We start from the raw sequence: 17,981 nt of genomic DNA, 5'->3' as shown, positions 1-17,981 counted from the left end.
GTCTGTGAGTTATGCCTGACTCAATGGCGCACAAGAGCCATCACGGCTTGAATGCATATGCCTCGGTCCACATCTTGGGGCGCCCTGGAACCCACACCCACGGATTACCGGGGATCGACCAGGGAGGGAAATGACTACCGGGGAATCCGTCCTGGGAGAAGCGGATCTGTCGCTGATCCACGCACTGCAGATGGCCCCGCGCGCCAGCTGGACCCAGCTCTCGGCCGTTCTGGGGACGAGCCCGGACACCCTCGCCCGGCGCTGGGAGCACCTCACGGCCGGGGGATACGCCTGGAGTTCGCTGCTCGCCGCCCGCCACGGCACGGACGAGATGCTCTACGCCTGGGTCGAGCTGGAATGCGCCGCGGGCACCTCCGAAGCCACCGCGACCGAGGTCTCGGGCGATCCGTACACCCTCGGCGTCCACCAGGTGACCGGCGACGCCGACCTCGTCCTGCTCGTGGTCTGCCCCGACCTGTACGCCCTCGACGCCTACCTCGCCGGACACGTGCGGCGGCTGCCCGGAGTCCTCCGGTGCCGCACCCAGGTCGTCACCCGCATGCACAACCGCCCGTACCGGTCCCGGATCGAGCAGCTCACCCCGGGCCAGGTCCAGCTCCTCACGGAACTCACCGGCGGTGACCGGCGGCCGCGCACGCGCGCGCGTACCTTTCCGAACCTCACGGAGCTCGACCACCGTCTCGTCGCGGAACTGGCGGGCGACGCCCGCCGCAGCGCGGCCGAACTGGCCCGGCAGTGCGGTACGAGCGAGTCGACGGTACGGCGGAGGCTGGACGTCCTCTCGGCGGGCGGCGCCCTCCACCACCACTGCCTGCCGGCCCCCAGGTTCTCCGGGCGCCCGATGTGGGCCATGGTCACCACCGACGTACCGCCCCTGGAAGTGCCGGCGACGGTGGCGGCGCTCGCCCGGCTGCGCCAGACCCGGCTGGTGACGTCGGTCACCGGCCCGCACAACCTGGCCGTCGCGATGTGGCTCCGCACGGTCGACGAACTGCACGAGGTCACGGCGGCGTTCGTACGGGCCGCCCCGGCGCTCCGGATCGCGGGCACCGCGCTCGCACTGCGCACCCACAAGATCGGGGCCCAGGTCCTTGGTCCGGACGGGCGAAAGACCCACCACATCCGTCCTGACACGCCGCAGTGAGACGTGCTCTGATGGAGGGCATGGAATTCGCCGTGTTCGTGACGCTGCCGGGTCTGGTCATCCTGCTGACCGTGATCGCGTTCGCCGATCAGATCCTGCGCATGAGCGGCCGCGGAAAGCGCAGCGGCCAGATCTCGTCGACCGGCTTCGAGCAGCTGCACGCCACCTTCTCGCAGGGCAAGCAGAACGAGCTGAAGGAACGGCAGAGCGCCCTCGTGCTGCGCGACGACGAGGAGGACGGCGCCCCGCCGCACCGCTCTACGGTGGACCTCAAGGGCGGGCGCGCCGTCATCAGGCTCCCGTAGTTCCTGTAGCTCCCGTGGCTCCCGTGGCTCTCCTTGTCCCCGTGGACCGGGCTCAGGCCGGTCGGGACGCCTTGATCGAGTACATCATCGGGATGCGGGGGCGGTCCGCCGGAAAGCGGTAGTAGCCGTCGTCGTGCCGCTGGAGCGCGCCGTAGCGCGGATACAGCGAGGCGTCGTGCTCGTGGAGGAACTCGATCCGCAGGCCGGCCCTGGCGAGCGCGGTGACGACCTCGCCGACCGGGTGCACCCACTCCACACTGCGGTTGTGGACGGTGGCGGCGTCGAGTTCGGCGTACGTGCCCGGGCTGGTGTCCACCCAGGGGTCGCGGACGAAGTAGTCGTGCACGACCCGGCTGCCCGTCTCGTCGTCGAGCGAGTCGGTGATCGGATGGAACTCGGCCACATACAGGAAGCCGCCGGGGGCGACGAGCGAGGCGGCGGTCTCCGCCCAGCGCTCGATGTCGGGGAGCCAGTTCAGCGCCCCGCAGCCGGTGTAGACGATGTCGTACGCGCTGTCCGGGACGGCCTCCGCGGCGTCGTACACATCGGCCGCGACGAAGGCCGCCCGGTCCTGCGTGAGGCCCAGGTCCGCGGCGAGCGAGCGCGCGGTCTCGACGGCCGGCTCGGAGAAGTCCAGGCCGACGACGCGCGAGGCGCCATGGCGGGCCCAGGAGAGGGTGTCGAGGCCGATGTGGCACTGGAGGTGCAGCAGAGAGCGCCCGGTGACATCACCGACCTCCGCGAGCTCGAAGTCCCGCAGGGCGTCCTTGCCCGCGCGGAAGGTGTCGAGGTCGTAGAAGGCACTCGCGGCGTGGATCGGGACACGCTCGTCCCAGCGGGCGCGGTTGGCCTCGCGCCAGTCCTCGGGGGTCGGGGAGTACATGTCGGCGAGGTTATCCACAGGTTGAGAGGGACGCGACCCGATTGTCCGCCGCGCGGAGCATCATGGGTGCCATGACTGAGAGCAACAACGCCGGGCTCGACGCCGGGCTCACCGACCCGACCCCCGCCTGGGAGCAGCGCTTCCGCGCACCGCGCGTCTCGCTGCCCGAGTGGGCGGAGGAGGCCCCGGACCGCTCGCTCTTCGTGTCGAACGCGACGGGGACGTACGAGCTGTACGCCTGGGACCGGGCGAGCGGCGAGCAGCGGCAGGTCACGGACCGGCCGAACGGCACGACGGACGGCACGCTGTCGCCGGACGGCGCCTGGATCTGGTGGTTCGCGGACACCGACGGGGACGAGTTCGGCGTGTGGATGCGCCAGCCGTTCGGCGGCGGCGCGGACGAGCCGGCCGTGCCCGGCCTCGACGCCTCCTACCCGGCAGGGCTCGGCATCGGCCGGGACGGCACGCTCCTGGTGGGCCGCTCCACGGACGAGGACGGCTCGACGGTCCATCTCGTACGCCCCGGGGCCGGCGCCCCCGTCGAGATCTACCGGCACCGGGAGTCGGCCGGCGTCGGCGACCTGTCGTACGACGGCGATCTGATCGCCATCGAGCACACCGAGCACGGGGACGCGATGCACTCGGCGCTGCGGGTGCTGCGCGCCTCGGACGCGAGCGTGCTCGCCGAGCTCGACGACACCAAGGGCGGCACGGAGGAGCTGGGGCTCGCCGTCCTGGGCTTCGCACCGGTGACCGGGGACACCCGGCTGCTCGTCGGGCACCAGCGGCGCGGCCGCTGGGAGCCGATGCTCTGGGACGTGGCGACCGGCACCGAGACCGATCTCCGGCTCGACCTGCCGGGGGACGTGTCGGCCGAGTGGTACCCGGACGGCTCCGGACTGCTCGTCGTGCACAGCTTCGAGGCCCGCAGCGAGCTGTGGCGGTACGAGATCGCCACCGGCGCCCTGGTCCGGGTGGAGACCCCGGCCGGTTCGGTGTCGAGCGCGACGGCCCGGCCGGACGGCAGCGTGGAGTACCTGTGGTCCTCGGCGGCCGAGCCGCCGGTGGTGCGCTCCACGGACGGCGGCGTCGTCCTCGACCCGCCCGGCCCGAAGGCACCGCCGTCGGTGCCGGTGGAGGACGTGTGGGTGGAGGGCCCCGGGGGCAGAGTCCACGCGCTCGTGCAGCGCCCGGCGGGCGCGGGCCCGTTCCCGACGGTCTTCGAGGTGCACGGCGGCCCCACCTGGCACGACAGCGACGCCTTCGCGTCGGGTCCGGCGGCCTGGGTGGACCACGGGTACGCGGTGGTGCGGGTCAACTACCGGGGCTCGACCGGGTACGGGCGGGAGTGGACGGACGCGCTCAAGCACCGGGTCGGTCTGATCGAGCTGGAGGACATCGACGCGGTCCGCGCGTGGGCGGTGACGAGCGGTCTCGCCGACCCGTCCCGGCTCGTGCTGTCCGGCGGCTCCTGGGGCGGCTACCTCACACTGCTCGGCCTCGGTACGCAGCCGGACGCGTGGGCGGTCGGTCTCGCGGCGGTCCCGGTCGCGGACTACGTCACGGCGTACGAGGACGAGATGGAGGCCCTCAAGGCGCTGGACCGGACGCTGCTCGGCGGCTCCCCGGAGGAGGTGCCCGAGCGGTACGCGGCCTCGTCGCCGCTGACGTACGTGGACGCGGTCAGGGCGCCGGTCCACATCTCGGCCGGAGTCAACGACCCGCGCTGCCCGATCCGGCAGATCGACAACTACGTCGACCGGCTCAAGGCCCGGGGCGCCGTCCACGACGTCTACCGCTACGACGCGGGCCACGGCTCGCTCGTGGTCGAGGAGCGGATCAAGCAGGTCGGCCTGGACCTGGCGTTCGCCGCGAAGCACCTGGGGACCCGGGGGGTGGAGAGCTGAGGCGGCCGGGGACCCGGCCGACGGAGGACTGAGGCCGCTTGCGTACCGTTGGGGGCGTGTACCGGTTCCTGAGAACGCCCCGCTGGTGGGGGATCAACGTCTTCGTCCTGCTGGCGATCCCGTTCTGCGTGTTCATGGGGACCTGGCAGCTGGGCAAGTTCGAGGATCGCGTCGAATCCCACGAGGCGGCCGAGAAGCGGCCCGCCGTGAGCACGCTGAAGGCCGAACCGCTGGCCTCCCTGCTCCCGGTGGACAAGGAGACCTCGGGCCGGTCGGCCGAGGCGAGCGGCCGGTTCGGGGAGCAGTTCCTCGTCCCGGACCGTGAGCTGGACGGCCGGACCGGCAGCTACGTCCTGACGATGCTGCGGACCGACGGCGGCCGGTCGCTGCCGGTGGTCCGGGGCTGGCTCCCCACCGGCGCCAAGGCGCCCGCACCGCCGTCCGGCGAGGTCACCGTGGTGGGCGCGCTCCAGGCCTCGGAGAACGGCGGCACGAAGGGCGTCCGCGCGGCCGGCGGGCTGCCCGAAGGGCAGCTGGGGATGATCAGCGCGGCATCCCTGGTGAACGTGGTCACGGACGAGGTCTACGACGCCTGGATCACCCTCGCGGACTCCCCCGCCGGTCTCACGCCGGTCCCGGCGGCCGCTGCGGCGGGCACGAGCCTGGACGCGAAGGCCTTCCAGAACCTCGGCTACACCGCGGAGTGGTTCGTCTTCGCGGGCTTCGTCCTCTTCATGTGGTTCCGCCTGGTGCGCCGCGAGGCGGAGGCGTCCCGGGACGAGGCGCTGGGACTGTAGGGGCGGGGAGGGGAGGGGCGGGGGGGGAAGCCCCCCTCGCGGCCTCCGTGACTCCCGTGGCCCTCGTGCCCTCGTGTCCTTCGTGGCCCCGGCCGCTCAGGAGGCGTCCAGGACCCCGGTCCGGTAGATGGTGCCCGCGCAGGCGTTGGGGATGGTCGCCGACGCCGAGGGGCCGCCCGGCTCCGCGACATGGCTGACCAGGACGCTGCCGTCCGCCGGGGCGCCGTCCTCGTGGACCAGCTGGGGTGCCGCGCCGGAGCCCGCTTCCGCGCCGGTGCCCGGATCGGTACCGCTGCCTCCGGAGCCCGTGCCCTCGCTGGGATCGGGGTTGTTGGTGCCGCCGGTCGGGGTGTCCGTCGTCGGCGGCGTGGTCGGCGGCTCGGTCGAAGGGGTCACCGTGGGCGTCGGGGTGGTGGCGGTCCTCGGACAGGTCTCGCTCGGCACCCAGACGAACTTCACCTCGTAGGAGTCGCTCGGCTTCAGGACGAGCAAGGACGACTCCTGGGAGGGGTCGGGGAGCCCGCTCCCCCCGTCGCCCGAGGTGTGCCGGATCACCGCGATCCGCGCCGGGTCGGCCGCGCCGCGGGCCTCGAAGCCGACGACTCCGCTGCCGTTCACGACACACGCCTGGGCGGAGACGTTGGCGATGCGGAAGGCGCCGTGCACCTTGCCGTCGCCGTCGGGTCCGCCGGCCCCCGCCGAGCTGACGCCGAGCTGTTCGGCCCCGCACATCGGCAGGGATCCGGGGGCGGCGTTCTCCGCCTCCTGCGGACCGGTGCCTGACACTCCGGGGCCGGGCCGCTGCGGCTTGCCCGAGGGGCCGTCGGCCGCGCCCTGGCTCGGGGACACGGTGCCGGCGGGGGGCTTGGCGCTCTGGCCGCCCTCGATGCCGGTCTCCGTGCCGGTCTCGGTGCCGGTGCCGCCCTGGGCCTCCTCGCCGTGGCCGGCGTTCACCGGGTTGGCGGCGGAGACGCCGCCCGAGGCGGCGACGTGCACGAAGGCGGGTACGGCCGTCCCGATGAGGACCGCGGCGGCGGCGGCGCCCACGACGGCCTGCCGCTTACGGGCGCGGCGCGCGGGCACGGCGCGGCGCAGGTGTTCGAGGGAGCCGAGGGAGGGTTCCAGGCCGGACACGGCGCTCTGGAACAGCCGCCGCAGCGCGAGTTCGTCGTCGCCGTCGCCCTCGCCGGGCTCGATGTTCACCATGCGCTGTCCACTCGGTTCGTCACGTTCATCTCGACGGGCGCCGCTCTCGACGTTCGTGGTGTTCGCGACCTTCTCGCCGCCGTCGACGCTCGCGACGCCATCGCCGTTCTCGACACCGTTCTCGACGCCGTTCTCAACGCCGTTCTCGACTCCATCGCCGGTCTCGACGCCGTCGCCGTTCTCGACGCTCTCCACGCCGTTCTCGACGTCCTTGCCAGATGCCTCGCTCACGAAGTCGCTCCCATCGCGACGCGCAGCGACGCGATGCCCCGCGAACCGTACGCCTTCACCGAGCCCAGGGATATCCCGAGCGCCTCGGCGACCTGAACCTCGGTCATGTCCGAGAAGTACCGCAGGGCCAGCACCTCACGCTGGCGCCGCTGGAGTCCGCGCATCGCCTTGATCAGGTCCTCGCGCTCCAGCTGGTCGTACGCCCCCTCCTCCGCGCTGGCCATGTCCGGCATCGGCTTGGACAGCAGCTTGAGGCCGAGGATGCGGCGGCGCAGCGCGGACCGGGAGAGGTTCACGACGGTCTGGCGCAGGTAGGCGAGCGTCTTCTCGGGCTCGCGCACCCGCTTGCGGGCCGAGTGGACGCGGATGAACGCCTCCTGGACGACGTCCTCGCAGGAGGCCGTGTCGTCGAGGAGCAGCGCGGCGAGGCCGAGGAGCGACCGGTAGTGGGCGCGGTAGGTCTCGGTCAGGTGGTCGACGGTCGTCCCGGCCGCGGAGGCGCCTTCGGCGCTCGTCCGGGGCGAGGGGATGCCGTCGACGGCGCTCGCGCGGGATCCGGTGGGCACGGGGGCGATCACCGGCATGCCGCCGAGAGAGCGCGGTCGTCGATAGGGGCTGACCGCGGAGCCGCGTACGGGGACGACGCCGACGCTCCGCACGGGGAGCACGGCTGTGCCCGCGCCGCGCAGCGGAGCGATGGTCGCGATGTCGAGTACCTCTGCCACGCCTGTTGGACACGCTTCCCCCCGGCAGGGTTGTACGCGTACGCCACCCTTTTTGACGGTGAGTTGTTTGTCCTCATGCGTAACCGTTCTCCCCCGATGCCCCGCTTCACAGCGTGTTCCGCGCCACACATGGTGAGTGCACGCAGAGACGCTCTCCACCCAACTACTGGTTGCAGTAAGGGGGAAGAGCATCGTCGACCACGGCATCACCGCAGTTCAAGAGGTATCTGACGCCTATTTGCTCACAGGTCGTTCACAGATCCTACAAATATGTGACAACAGATTCCGCGATCTGCAGGGCGTTGAGGGCCGCGCCCTTGCGCAGGTTGTCGGCGCAGACGAAGAAATCGAGCGCCCGCTCGTCGTCCATGGAGCGCCGCACCCGCCCGACCCAGGCGGGGTCGGTGCCGACGACGTCGGCGGGGGTGGGGAAGTCGCCCGCGGCGGGGTCGTCGTACAGCACGACTCCCGGTGAGGTCGCGAGGATCTCGTGCGCGCGTCCGAGGGGGACGGGGTTCTCGAAGCGGGCGTGCACGGAGACGGAGTGCCCGGTGACGACGGGCACGCGCACGCAGGTGGCGGCGACCCGCAGCGCGGGAAGCGCGAGGATCCGCCGGGTCTCGTCCCGTACGCGCTCCTCCTCGGACGAGGCCCCGTCGGCGCCCGCCGTGCCCGACCAGGGCAGGACGTTGAGCGCGAGGGGTCCGGGGAAGGGCCCGGTGTTCTCGCCGACGGCTCGTCGTACGTCACCGGGCTGGGTGCCGAGGTCGCCGTGGCCGGCCACCAGGCCGAGCTGGGCACGGAGCGCGTCGACGCCGGCCTGTCCGGCACCGGCGCCGCTGGCGGCCTGCTGGGCGGTGACGACCAGTTCGGAGAGCCCGAACTCGGCGTGCAGGGCGCCCACGGCGACGACCAGCGCGAGGGTGGTGCAGCCGGGGCTCGCGACGATGCCCCGGGGGCGTACGCGCGCCGCGTGGGCGTTGGTCTCGGGGACCACGAGGGGGACGTCGGGGTCCGCGCGGAAGGCGGCGGAGGTGTCCACGACGACGGCACCCTTGGCCGCGGCGATGGGCGCCCACTGGGCGGCCACCGCCTCGGGCACGAGGAAGAGCGCCAGGTCGACGCCGTCCAGGGCCTCCTCGCTCAGTGCGAGGATCTCGCACTCCTCCCCGCGGACGGCGGCCTTCCGGCCGGCCGAGCGCGGGGAGGCGAGGAGGCGGATGTCGCCCCAGACGTCCGCGTGGTGCGAGAGCATCTGGAGCATCACCGAGCCGACGGCTCCGGTCGCACCGACGACCGCGAGCGTCGGCTTCGGTGTCATCGGCCGGTGCCTCCGTAGACGACGGCCTCGTCGGAGTCGCTGTCCAGGCCGAAGGCGCTGTGGACGGCGCGCACGGCCTCGTTGACGTCGTCGGCGCGGGTGACGACCGAGATGCGGATCTCGGAGGTCGAGATCAGCTCGATGTTCACGCCCGCGTCGGAGAGCGCGCGGAAGAAGTCCGCGGTGACGCCGGGGTTGGTCTTCATACCGGCGCCGACCAGGGAGATCTTGCCGATCTGGTCGTCGTAGCGGAGCGAGTCGAAGCCGATCGCGCTCTTCGCCTTCTCCAGGGCGTCGATGGCCTTGCGGCCCTCGGCCTTGGGGAGGGTGAAGGAGATGTCCGTGAGGCCGGTGGAGGCCGCGGACACGTTCTGCACGATCATGTCGATGTTGATCTCGGCGTCCGCGACGGCCCGGAAGATGGCCGCGGCCTCGCCCGGCTTGTCCGGCACGCCGACGACGGTGATCTTCGCCTCGGAGGTGTCGTGGGCGACACCCGAGATGATGGCCTGCTCCACCTTCTGGTCCCCTTGCGGTTCGTTGCTGACCCAGGTGCCCTGCAGTCCCGAGAAGGACGAGCGGACGTGGATCGGAATGTTGTAGCGGCGCGCGTACTCGACGCAGCGGTGCAGCAGCACCTTGGAGCCGGAGGCGGCGAGCTCCAGCATGTCCTCGAAGGAGATCCAGTCGATCTTCTTCGCCTTCTTCACCACACGCGGGTCGGCGGTGAACACACCGTCGACGTCGGTGTAGATCTCGCAGACCTCGGCGTCGAGGGCTGCGGCCAGGGCCACGGCGGTGGTGTCGGAACCGCCACGGCCCAGCGTGGTGATGTCCTTCTTGTCCTGGGACACGCCCTGGAACCCGGCGACGATGGCGATGTTGCCCTCGTCGAGGGCGGTACGGATCCGGCCCGGCGTGACATCGATGATGCGCGCTTTGTTGTGGACCGAGTCGGTGATGACACCGGCCTGGCTGCCCGTGAACGACTGGGCCTCGTGGCCCAGGTTTTTGATCGCCATGGCCAGCAGGGCCATGGAGATCCGCTCTCCGGCGGTCAGCAGCATGTCGAACTCACGCCCGGCAGGGATCGGGGATACCTGCTCGGCGAGATCGATCAACTCGTCCGTCGTGTCGCCCATCGCGGAAACCACGACGACCACCTGGTGGCCGTTCTTCTTGGCGTCCACGATCCGCTTGGCGACGCGCTTGATGCCTTCGGCATCGGCAACGGAGGAGCCTCCGTACTTCTGCACGACAAGGCCCACGTGCGCTCCTCGCTCAGTGTGTGCCGCAGCCGGCGCTGCGATCGGCTCAGTCTAACGAGCGACCGGCGAACGCCTACGTGATATCGGATGGTGAGACACGGTGCTCACCACGTGATCATTCCGGCCCCTGCCCGGGCTTTCCGCCGTGCACCCACCACTCCACCGTGCGCTCGTTCTTCGCACCGAGCGGGTCGCCCGGCCCCTGCGCGTCGAGCGCCTCGCGCACGTGGACGGTGTACGGATGGTCCTCGCCGAGGACACGGGCGCAGACGGACAGCAGCTCCGTGTATCCGGCACGGGCCTGCTCGATCGCCCCGACGCCCACGTAGAGGCCGACCAGGTTGATCCGGGTGATCAGGGTCTCCGGGTCCTCCTCGCCGAGGAGCAGGCTCATCTCGCCCGCCGCGTACGCGTTCAGCGCGAGGGCCTCGAGGGTCCTGTCCGCGTCCCGGTAGATCCCGGCGAGCCCGGAGTAGGTCGCCAGCGTCTCCGGGTCCTTGGGGCCCAGGACCCGGATCATGTCTCCCAGCACGCTCTCCTTCAGGGCGATCGCCCGGTGGGTCAGCCCGGCCTTCGCATGGGCCGTCGCGAGGCAGGACCGCGCCTTGAGCGTCATCGGGTCGTCGGCTCCCAGCATCTCGGTCATGCCGCGCACCGTCGTGGTCGCCATCTCGATCGCCTCGTCCGCGCGGCCCGCCGAGGCGAGACTCTCGGACAGCGCGCCGCGCAGTTCCAGGAGGAGGGGACCGTCCGGGCCGAACAGCCGCTCACAGCCGGCCAGCGTCCGCTCGTACGCCTCGGCCGACTCCTCGTACAGCCTGTTCAGGCTCAGGTACGCGCCCGCGCTTGCCAGCACCGGCATCAGGCACTCGCCGTCCCCCGCGGGGTCCGTGTGCCGCAGGTACGCCTCGACGTGCGGCAGCAGCACCCGCCACACCTCCCGCTGGGCCGGTTCCCCGATGTCCGGCGGGGCGGCCTGGGCGAGCGCCGTCTCCGCGAGCGATCGCATGCGTTCGCGCATCCCCGGCCGCCCGGGCACGTCCCCGGGGGCCGGCCGGCGGGCGATGGCCTGTACGAGCCGGTGCACGGAGACCGAGCCGTCCTCGTGCAGGGTGATCATGCTGTGCGCGGCCAGCTCTCCGAGCGCCTCCCGGATGCCGGGGAACGGCGGCAGGAGCATCGCGGGAATCCGGTCGGGGGCGAACCAGCCGAGCAGCCGGAGCAGCCCGGAGGCGTACTCGACCGTGGCGGAGAGCCTGTTGAGCGTGACTCTCAGGACCCGGACGACGGCCTCCTCCGCGTTGCCGAGCCCGCGGCTCCGGGCCAGCTCCGCGTGGTAGTCGAGCGGGCTCGTGGCCGTGCGGCCGCAGTACGCGGCGGCGATCTCGACGGCGAGCGGCAGCTGTCCGAGGGTCTCGCAGAGCTGCTCGGCCCCGGTGGTGTCACGCGGGCCGACATGGGTGGCGACCCGGGTGAACAGTTCGACGGCCTCGTCGGCCGGCAGCACGGGCAGCGTGAGGACGCGCCCGATCCCGTACCAGGCGTCCGTGGTCCGGCTGGTGATGACGATCCGCCCCCGGCCGGCCCGGGCCAGGAGGTCCGCCACATCACCCGGGTCGGTGACGTTGTCGAGGACGAGCAGCCAGTCGTCGTGGGCGGACAGCCACTGCAGGGCCCGCTCGCGCAGGGCCTCCTGAGGGAGTACGTCGATCAGCGCGGGCTGCATCGCGGCGGCGAGGCCGGCGAGCCCGGCGTCCACGTCGGCGCGGCTCTCCGCGGTGATCCACCAGACGGGGTTGCGGCGTGCCGCCTGGCGGAAGGCCCAGCGGGCGGCGAGCGAGGACTTCCCCACCCCGCCGAGGCCGCAGATCACCACGGTCTCCGGCTCCTCGTCGAGCAGGGCTCCTTCCTCACCGCGCCCCACGAAGTGGGCTGCCCTGCGGGGCACGTTGACGAGTCCGGGCGGGCACACCACGGGCCCGAGGGCCTCGGGCGGCAGCGCCGTCACCCGGTCTCCGGTGTGCACCCACCCGATGTCCCCGCCGGCCGCGACGGAACGGTCCCCCGACGCGGATACGTCCCCGCTCACGCGTCGCGCGCCCCGACGCTCACGCGTCGCCCGTCGATACGGAGCCGATGTCGCCGCCCGCCGCGACGGACCGGTCACCGGAGGCGGTGACGGACCCGGGGGCAGGGGCGGGAGCGGGGGCAGGAGCCGCGGGAGCCGGGGCCGTGGGCGTCGGAGCGGGTGCTGCCGGGCTCGTACCTCCGCCCGTCGCCACGGACCCGATGTTCCCGCCGGCGGCTACGGCACCCGCACCCGAGGCGGTCACATGCGCCGCGGGCGGAGCCGGCGCCGTCGGAGCGGGCGCGGCCGGAGCGGGCGTGGTCGCCGCCCCGCCCCCGAACTGCCCCCAGAGGGTGAGCCCGAGGCCGACGGCCGCCAGGACGACGCCGACGACGCTCGCGATCTGGTCGGCCTTCCCGAGGTCGGCGACCGCGACGGCGATCAGCGCGCCGATCCCGACGACACCGACGCCGATGCCGCTCCACAGCCAGGTCTTCGACCGTCCCCGCGTCTGCGTTGCCATGCGTCCATGATGGCAGCGCGACGGGCGCGGCGGGTGGGCTTACGGCGATGGCAGCGCGGCGGGTGGGCTCACGACAGCATCCCCCGTACCAGCCGCGTCAGTTCGCCCTCCCCGATCGTCCGCAGGCAGTCCTCCAACAGCACCGTCCCCAGGGCGCGGACGCGTTCCTTCTGACCGCCCAGGTCGAGCACGTGGACCTCGATCAGGCGGGACAGGAGAATGCGTGAGTCCCCGGCGCCGTAGCGGCGGCGGCAGTCCTCGATGACCTCGGCCGAGAGGGCGAGCGCGCGCTCGGTCTCTCCGGCGGCCGCGAGCTCCAGGGTCAGGGTGCGCTTGATGGTCTCGCCCAGGAGGGGGTCCTCGGGCGACGCCCGCTCGGCGTCGCCGACGAGCTCCTCCAGGGCCGCCAGGTCGGTGTCCCTGTCGGGCCAGGAATGGAGCAGGTCGTACCGGGCCTGGATCGTCTGCGGATGCCTCGGCCCCAGGACGCGATGGGAGTGCGAGGCGTTCTCCCGGCACAACTCCTGCGCCCGCTCCGGTTCGCTCGTCCGCAGCGCTCGGGCCAGGTGCCCGCGGGCTGCCAGAGTCCGTGGATCGTCGGGCCCGAGCACGCGCGACAGGTGGGCGAAGCCTCCCGTCAGCAAGGCGGCGGCTGCCCCGGCCCCGCCGTCCGCCATGTGCACGGTCAGAGCGAGGGCCTGCGCCGCGTTCAGTGTGGTCGGGTGATCCGGGCCGTGGATCCGACGCAGGGAGTGCAGCGCCCGCTCGCACAGCGGCAGAGCCCGGCTGAGGGCCGTGTCCACACCGAAGAACACGCCGGCCAGTGTGAACAGCGCGGCGGCCTCGTCGGTGTCGTCCGCCGGATCGGTGTGTCCGGCCAGAACCTCCGCGTGCACGGCGAAGTGCCGGTCCGTGCCGGGCTCCGCCCAGGCCATGCCCCTGTACAGCAGCTCCGTGGCGATCTCCCGCGCCGTCCCCGTCGCCTCCGACGGATCCGCCCGGACCACCGCCTGCACCAGCCGGTGGACGTTCAGCGTCCCGTCCCGGAGCGTGATCATGCTGTGTGCGGCCAGGCGCCGCACGGCCTCCGTGACCTCCAGTGGCGTTCCCAGCGGCTCCAGGAGGCGCCGCGCGATCCCCTCGGGTGCCCACCAGGCGATGGTGCGGAGCACGAGGCCGGCGCGCGGGGTGTCCGTGAGCCGGTCCATGGTCACCTGCCAGACGCGGGACAGGGTGCGGGCGGCCTCGCCGCCCTCCGCCGTGGCCGCGAGCATCTCTCCGGGGTACGCGGCGAGCAGCTCCAGGTAGGCGCGGGGGGTGATCCCGGCCTCGGCGCAATAGGCGGCGGCCTGCTTCAGCGCGAGGGGCAGGTAGCCCAACTCGGCACAGAGCGGGCCGACTCCGTCGTCGGCGTCGCACACCCCGGTGAAGAGTTCGGCGGCCTCCGCCGGTTCGAGGACGTCCAGGACGACCGTCCGCGCGATGTCCTGCCAGCCGCTCGCCCGCCGCGAGGTGACGACGATCCGGCCGCTTCCCGCCCGTGCCAGCAGAGGGCGCAGGTCGGCCGGGTCGGAGACGTTGTCGAGGACGAGCAGCCAGTCGTCGTGGGTGGCCAGCCACTGCAACGCCCGTTCACGCAGGGCGTCTTCGGGCAGTACGCCCACGACGCCCGGTTGCATGGCCCGCGCCAGGTCGGCGAGTCCCGCGTCGAGTTCGGCGGGCGTCTCGGCCGTGATCCACCAGACGACCGTGTGATCGGCCACCCGGTCGGCGGCCCACCGGGCCGCCAGCGTCGACTTCCCCATGCCGCCGAGTCCGCAGATGACCTGGACGCCGACGCCCTTGTCCAGCAAGGCCAGTTCGCGGGCCCGGCCGACGAACAGCTGGGTGCGCTCGGGGAGATGGACCAGTCCGGCCGGGGAGACGGTGAGCGCTTCCGGGGGCAGCAGCGTGGCACGCGCGATCTGGGTGCCGATGTCGCCGGTGTTGACGTTCCCGATCGCCCCGCCTGCCGCGACGGCCCGTTCGCCGGACGCGTCGGTACGGCCCGCGCCCGGTACTGCTCCCGCGTCCGCGGTCGTTCCCCCGCTCATCGGCCCATGATGGCAGGGGTCTGGCCGAGCGGTCCGCTACTTCCTCGACCTGAGGCCCAGCGGTGCGCCGATCTCCTCCGCCATCACGCGGCCGGCCTCTTCCGCGAGGTCGTCCTCGGTGAGGTCCTCGTCCGTGTCGAGGCCGTCCAGCTCCGCGAGCGGCTGGTCGAGGCGGACGTGGGCGACGAGGGACTGCAGGGCGCGGAGGGTCGCCGAGGCGGTGGGGCCCCAGTTGGAGAAGTAGGAGAACTGCCACCACCACAGGGCCTCGCTGGTGCGGCCTGCGCGGTAGTGGGCGAGGCCGTGGCGGAGGTCGGTGACGATGTCGGCGAGGTTGTCGGAGATCCGGGCCGGGACGGGGGCCTTGCGGGGCTCGTACGGGTCGAAGACCTCGGAGAAGACGTCGATCGGTTCGAGGAGGACCGCGAAGCGCATGCGCAGGTCGTCGACGTCGGGCTCGGGGCCCGTGTCGGTCTCGTACCGCTCGTCCGGGACGATGTCCTCGTGCGCGCCGAGCCGGCCGCCCGCGAGGAGCAGCTGCGAGATCTCCAGGAGCAGGAAGGGCACGGCGCTGTCCGGCTCGTCGCCCTTGGCGACCTCGGTGGTCGCGACGATGAAGCTCTCGATGGAGTCGGCGATCTGGACCGCGAAGTCGTCGGGGTTCTGCGTGATCGCGTGCAGCGTGGGGTCAGACATCGAGGAGCCTCCCTGAGAGCGCACCGGCCCGGTCGTCATACATCTAGCAGCCTCCGCCCCTCGAAGGCACGGCCGAGGGTCACCTCGTCGGCGTACTCCAGGTCGCCGCCGACCGGGAGCCCGCTCGCGAGCCGGGTCACCTTGAGTCCCATGGGCTTGATCATCCGCGCCAGGTACGTCGCGGTGGCCTCGCCCTCCAGGTTCGGGTCGGTCGCGAGGATCAGCTCGGTGACCGTGCCGTCGGCGAGCCGCGTGAGCAGCTCGCGGATGCGGAGGTCGTCCGGGCCGACGCCCTCGATCGGGCTGATCGCGCCGCCGAGGACGTGGTACCGCCCCCGGAACTCGCGGGTCCGCTCGATCGCGACGACGTCCTTCGGCTCCTCGACCACACAGATGACGGTCAGGTCGCGGCGCGGGTCGCGGCAGATGTTGCACTGCTCCTGCTGTGCGACGTTTCCGCAGACCGCGCAGAACCTGACCTTCTCCTTGACCTCCAGGAGCGCGTGCGCGAGACGCCGTACGTCGGTCGGCTCGGCCTGGAGGATGTGGAAGGCGATCCGCTGCGCGCTCTTGGGACCGACGCCGGGCAGCCTGCCCAGTTCGTCGATGAGGTCCTGAACCACGCCTTCGTACACGGAACGCCCTTTCAAGGGAGTGCTTGATTCTTACGGTAGTGGCTTAAAGCGAGCCTAAGAAGCCCGCGGGAGGAGGGGCCTCGGAAGCCCCGTGGCCGGAAGCCTCAGAAGCCGAGGCCCGGCATGCCGCCCATGCCCTGTGCCAGCGGGCCGAGCTTGGCCTGCTGGAGCTGCTGAGCGTTGTCGTTGGCGGCCTGTACGGCGGCCACGATCAGGTCGGCGAGCGTCTCGGTGTCCTCGGGGTCGACCGCCTTGGGGTCGATGACCAGGCCGCGCAGCTCGCCGGAGCCGGTCACGGTCGCCTTGACCAGGCCGCCGCCCGCCTGTCCGTCGACCTCGGTCGCGGCCAGCTCCTGCTGCGCGCGGGCGAGGTCCTGCTGCATCTTCTGGGCCTGCTGGAGAAGCTGCTGCATGTTGGGCTGGCCACCACCGGGAATCACGGTCACTCCTGAGGTTCGCTCTGTCCGTATGTCGGTACGCCGAGCCTACGTGGTCCCTGCCCGCCCTGCCTCCATCACTCTTTCGAGTGAGAAACTGCGGGCTCCTCTACCTGATCAAGACCCCCTTGCGGGCGGAAATCCCGGGATTCCGGGCCCATCGCCCACCATTCGGCGGTAGGAAGGGCAGGCACCACGTGCACCGCACGTCACAGAAGGACATGAGCGCTGAGCTGAACAGAGGAGTCCCCCGGTGAGCCAGCAGCCGGAGATGCAGCCACCGGGACCCCCCGGGGGAGACGTCCACCGCGATCTGACCGGTACGCCGTTCCCCCTGGGCGACTGGGGCGAGCCCGCCGAACGGCTCGACGAGCTGTACCGCTGGGTGGAGTCCAATGCCCTGCGCACGGCCGAGTGGTATCTCTCCGACCGGGTCTGGAAGCGCCGCAGCGCCCGGATCCTGCGGATCGGGACGGCGGCCGGGGTGATCGCGGGCGCCGCGCTGCCGCTGCTCGACCTGACGGGCGTGGCGGAGGGCACGGCCGGCTGGGGTTATCTCTCGCTGCTGCTCGGCGCCGCCTGCATCGCCTGCGACCGGTACTTCGGTCTGACGTCCGGCTGGATAAGGGACGTGGCGACGGCACAGGCCGTGCAGCGGCGTCTGCAGGCCCTGCAGTTCGACTGGGCCTCGGAGAGCGTCCGGGAGGTCCTGGGCCCCACGGAGGGCACCGCCAGCGAGGCCGCCGAGCGATGTCTGGGCGTGCTGCGCCGCTTCTCGGAGGACGTGACCGAGCTCGTACGGGCGGAGACCGCGGACTGGATGGTCGAGTTCCGTTCGGGTCCGGCGCCGCTGGCGCTCCAGTCGGTGGGCGTGGTGCCCGCGCGGGCCGAGAGCCATCACCCGTCGGGCCGTTTCCCGCTGCCGCCCGGCACTCGTCCGAACATGCCGCGTCAGCGGCCCCCGGAGGCCCGCTGACGCAGGCCTCCGGGGCCCCTCGGGGCCGTGGGCGCGGATCGGCCGGCTCGGGCCGGGCGCGCGGAGCTCAGCTCAGGATGATCATCGAGCCCTGGGCCAGGCTCCGGGTCGCCGCCGCGTGCAGCCCCAGCCACACATGGCGTTCCCGGGCGAAGGGGCCGCCGTCCAGCTGGATCGGTACGGCCGGTTCCTCCAGGGTGGTCGGCCGCTCCGGCGGCACGGGCGGCGCCGGCGGGTTCGACGGGTCGATGCCGATCGAGGGGGCCACGAATTCCAGCTCCCTCAGCAGCCCGTACGAGGAGCCGAGCGGCCCGCCGCCCTCCAGGAGCTCGTCGCTGGCGAGCGGGACCGGGAAGTCGACCGGCACGTAGGCGCCCGCGTGGTCGTAGTGCCAGACCAGGTGGGACTGCTGGGCGGTCGCCTCGAACATCTCCAGGAGCTGTTCGTAGTCCCCGCCGAGCTCGCCGACCGGTTCGACCGGCAGTCCGCACATCTGGAGCAGGTAGGCGCGGCGCAGGAAGTGCAGGGCCTCGTAGTCGAAGCCGGCGATCGGGGCGACGTCACCGGAGAGTCCCGGCATGTACGCGTAGACCGGCACGGTCGGCAGCCCGGAGGCGCTGAGCACGGCGTCGTACGCGGCGATCTCTTCGGCGAAGGGATTGTCGGGGCTGTGGCACAGCACGTCGACGAGGGGGACCAGCCACAGGTCACAGGCCAAGGGAGGCTCGCTCTCCGTCAGTTGCGG

At 72.3% G+C, this 17,981-nt stretch carries 17 protein-coding genes; 5 read left to right on the top strand and 12 right to left on the bottom strand.

Annotation, left to right across the window (positions count from 1 at the left end):
* Nucleotides 1-130: 130 nt before the first annotated feature.
* A complete protein-coding gene (locus OG259_RS22745) occupies nt 131-1,165 on the top strand; it encodes an Lrp/AsnC family transcriptional regulator (protein WP_328943937.1) in 1,035 nt (344 codons plus the stop codon).
* A 20-nt stretch (nt 1,166-1,185) separates the two neighbouring features.
* A complete protein-coding gene (locus tag OG259_RS22740) occupies nt 1,186-1,470 on the top strand; it encodes a DUF6191 domain-containing protein (protein WP_328943936.1) in 285 nt (94 codons plus the stop codon).
* Between the two features lie 52 nt (nt 1,471-1,522).
* Here OG259_RS22740 and OG259_RS22735 read toward each other — a convergent pair whose 3' ends face one another.
* Nucleotides 1,523-2,353: a class I SAM-dependent methyltransferase gene (locus tag OG259_RS22735; RefSeq protein ID WP_328943935.1), complete on the bottom strand. Its 831-nt coding sequence runs from the start codon at nt 2,351-2,353 to the stop codon at nt 1,523-1,525.
* Between the two features lie 62 nt (nt 2,354-2,415).
* Between OG259_RS22735 and OG259_RS22730 the strand changes: the two genes are divergently transcribed.
* On the top strand, nt 2,416-4,260 hold the full coding sequence (locus tag OG259_RS22730; RefSeq protein WP_443051999.1) for a prolyl oligopeptidase family serine peptidase: 1,845 nt from the start codon (nt 2,416-2,418) through the stop codon (nt 4,258-4,260).
* Between the two features lie 56 nt (nt 4,261-4,316).
* Nucleotides 4,317-5,057, top strand: a complete 741-nt coding sequence (locus OG259_RS22725; protein ID WP_328943933.1) for an SURF1 family protein — start codon at nt 4,317-4,319, stop codon at nt 5,055-5,057.
* Between the two features lie 96 nt (nt 5,058-5,153).
* On the opposite strand, the gene OG259_RS22720 is transcribed toward OG259_RS22725, so the two are convergent.
* The 10 genes from OG259_RS22720 to OG259_RS22675 all read right to left on the bottom strand — a co-directional run bounded on the left by OG259_RS22720 (nt 5,154) and on the right by OG259_RS22675 (nt 16,263).
* Nucleotides 5,154-6,494 (bottom strand): hypothetical protein, encoded by a 1,341-nt coding sequence (locus OG259_RS22720; protein ID WP_328943932.1) that lies wholly within the window; start codon nt 6,492-6,494, stop codon nt 5,154-5,156.
* A complete protein-coding gene (locus OG259_RS22715) occupies nt 6,491-7,219 on the bottom strand; it encodes a SigE family RNA polymerase sigma factor (RefSeq protein ID WP_328943931.1) in 729 nt (242 codons plus the stop codon). The genes OG259_RS22720 and OG259_RS22715 overlap by 4 nt, the downstream gene beginning before the upstream one ends.
* Nucleotides 7,220-7,481: 262 nt before the next feature.
* Nucleotides 7,482-8,540, bottom strand: a complete 1,059-nt coding sequence (locus OG259_RS22710) for an aspartate-semialdehyde dehydrogenase (RefSeq protein ID WP_328943930.1) — start codon at nt 8,538-8,540, stop codon at nt 7,482-7,484.
* Entirely contained in the window at nt 8,537-9,808 is a 1,272-nt protein-coding gene (locus OG259_RS22705; protein WP_189832074.1) for an aspartate kinase, read from the bottom strand. Before OG259_RS22705 ends, OG259_RS22710 begins: the two co-directional genes overlap by 4 nt.
* A 115-nt stretch (nt 9,809-9,923) precedes the next feature.
* The gene (locus OG259_RS22700) at nt 9,924-11,897 is read right to left on the bottom strand and encodes a tetratricopeptide repeat protein (RefSeq protein WP_328943929.1); all 1,974 of its coding nucleotides are present in this window, start codon (nt 11,895-11,897) and stop codon (nt 9,924-9,926) included.
* A 19-nt stretch (nt 11,898-11,916) separates the two neighbouring features.
* Entirely contained in the window at nt 11,917-12,399 is a 483-nt protein-coding gene (locus OG259_RS22695; RefSeq protein ID WP_328943928.1) for a hypothetical protein, read from the bottom strand.
* Nucleotides 12,400-12,467: 68 nt separating this feature from the next.
* A complete protein-coding gene (locus OG259_RS22690; protein WP_328943927.1) occupies nt 12,468-14,492 on the bottom strand; it encodes a tetratricopeptide repeat protein in 2,025 nt (674 codons plus the stop codon).
* Nucleotides 14,493-14,528: 36 nt separating this feature from the next.
* Nucleotides 14,529-15,188 (bottom strand): DUF5063 domain-containing protein, encoded by a 660-nt coding sequence (locus OG259_RS22685; protein WP_328943926.1) that lies wholly within the window; start codon nt 15,186-15,188, stop codon nt 14,529-14,531.
* Nucleotides 15,189-15,223: 35 nt separating this feature from the next.
* Nucleotides 15,224-15,823 (bottom strand): recombination mediator RecR, encoded by a 600-nt coding sequence (recR, locus tag OG259_RS22680; RefSeq protein ID WP_328943925.1) that lies wholly within the window; start codon nt 15,821-15,823, stop codon nt 15,224-15,226.
* Nucleotides 15,824-15,927: 104 nt separating this feature from the next.
* Entirely contained in the window at nt 15,928-16,263 is a 336-nt protein-coding gene (locus OG259_RS22675) for a YbaB/EbfC family nucleoid-associated protein (protein WP_015034576.1), read from the bottom strand.
* Between the two features lie 268 nt (nt 16,264-16,531).
* On the opposite strand from OG259_RS22675, the gene OG259_RS22670 reads away from it, so the two are divergent.
* Entirely contained in the window at nt 16,532-17,236 is a 705-nt protein-coding gene (locus OG259_RS22670; RefSeq protein WP_266900822.1) for an SLATT domain-containing protein, read from the top strand.
* Nucleotides 17,237-17,303: 67 nt separating this feature from the next.
* On the opposite strand, the gene OG259_RS22665 is transcribed toward OG259_RS22670, so the two are convergent.
* Nucleotides 17,304-17,954 (bottom strand): hypothetical protein, encoded by a 651-nt coding sequence (locus OG259_RS22665; protein WP_328943924.1) that lies wholly within the window; start codon nt 17,952-17,954, stop codon nt 17,304-17,306.
* Between the last annotated feature and the right edge of the window lie 27 nt (nt 17,955-17,981).

It is taken from the genome of Streptomyces sp. NBC_00250, from assembly GCF_036192275.1.
Taxonomy (GTDB): domain Bacteria; phylum Actinomycetota; class Actinomycetes; order Streptomycetales; family Streptomycetaceae; genus Streptomyces.
Note: the sequence above shows the minus strand (reverse complement) of the source record. Positions and strands in the feature narration are given on the sequence as shown.

Bases quoted from the DNA above. Each gene is read 5' to 3' on its own strand.
- OG259_RS22710 (WP_328943930.1), bottom strand. From the start codon at position 8,540: ATGACACCGAAGCCGACGCTCGCGGTCGTCGGTGCGACCGGAGCCGTC.
- OG259_RS22730 (WP_443051999.1), top strand. From the start codon at position 2,416: ATGGGTGCCATGACTGAGAGCAACAACGCCGGGCTCGACGCCGGGCTC.
- OG259_RS22690 (WP_328943927.1), bottom strand. From the start codon at position 14,492: ATGAGCGGGGGAACGACCGCGGACGCGGGAGCAGTACCGGGCGCGGGC.
- OG259_RS22685 (WP_328943926.1), bottom strand. From the start codon at position 15,188: ATGTCTGACCCCACGCTGCACGCGATCACGCAGAACCCCGACGACTTC.
- OG259_RS22740 (WP_328943936.1), top strand. From the start codon at position 1,186: ATGGAATTCGCCGTGTTCGTGACGCTGCCGGGTCTGGTCATCCTGCTG.
- OG259_RS22735 (WP_328943935.1), bottom strand. From the start codon at position 2,353: ATGTACTCCCCGACCCCCGAGGACTGGCGCGAGGCCAACCGCGCCCGC.
- OG259_RS22745 (WP_328943937.1), top strand. From the start codon at position 131: ATGACTACCGGGGAATCCGTCCTGGGAGAAGCGGATCTGTCGCTGATC.
- OG259_RS22695 (WP_328943928.1), bottom strand. From the start codon at position 12,399: ATGGCAACGCAGACGCGGGGACGGTCGAAGACCTGGCTGTGGAGCGGC.
- OG259_RS22670 (WP_266900822.1), top strand. From the start codon at position 16,532: ATGCAGCCACCGGGACCCCCCGGGGGAGACGTCCACCGCGATCTGACC.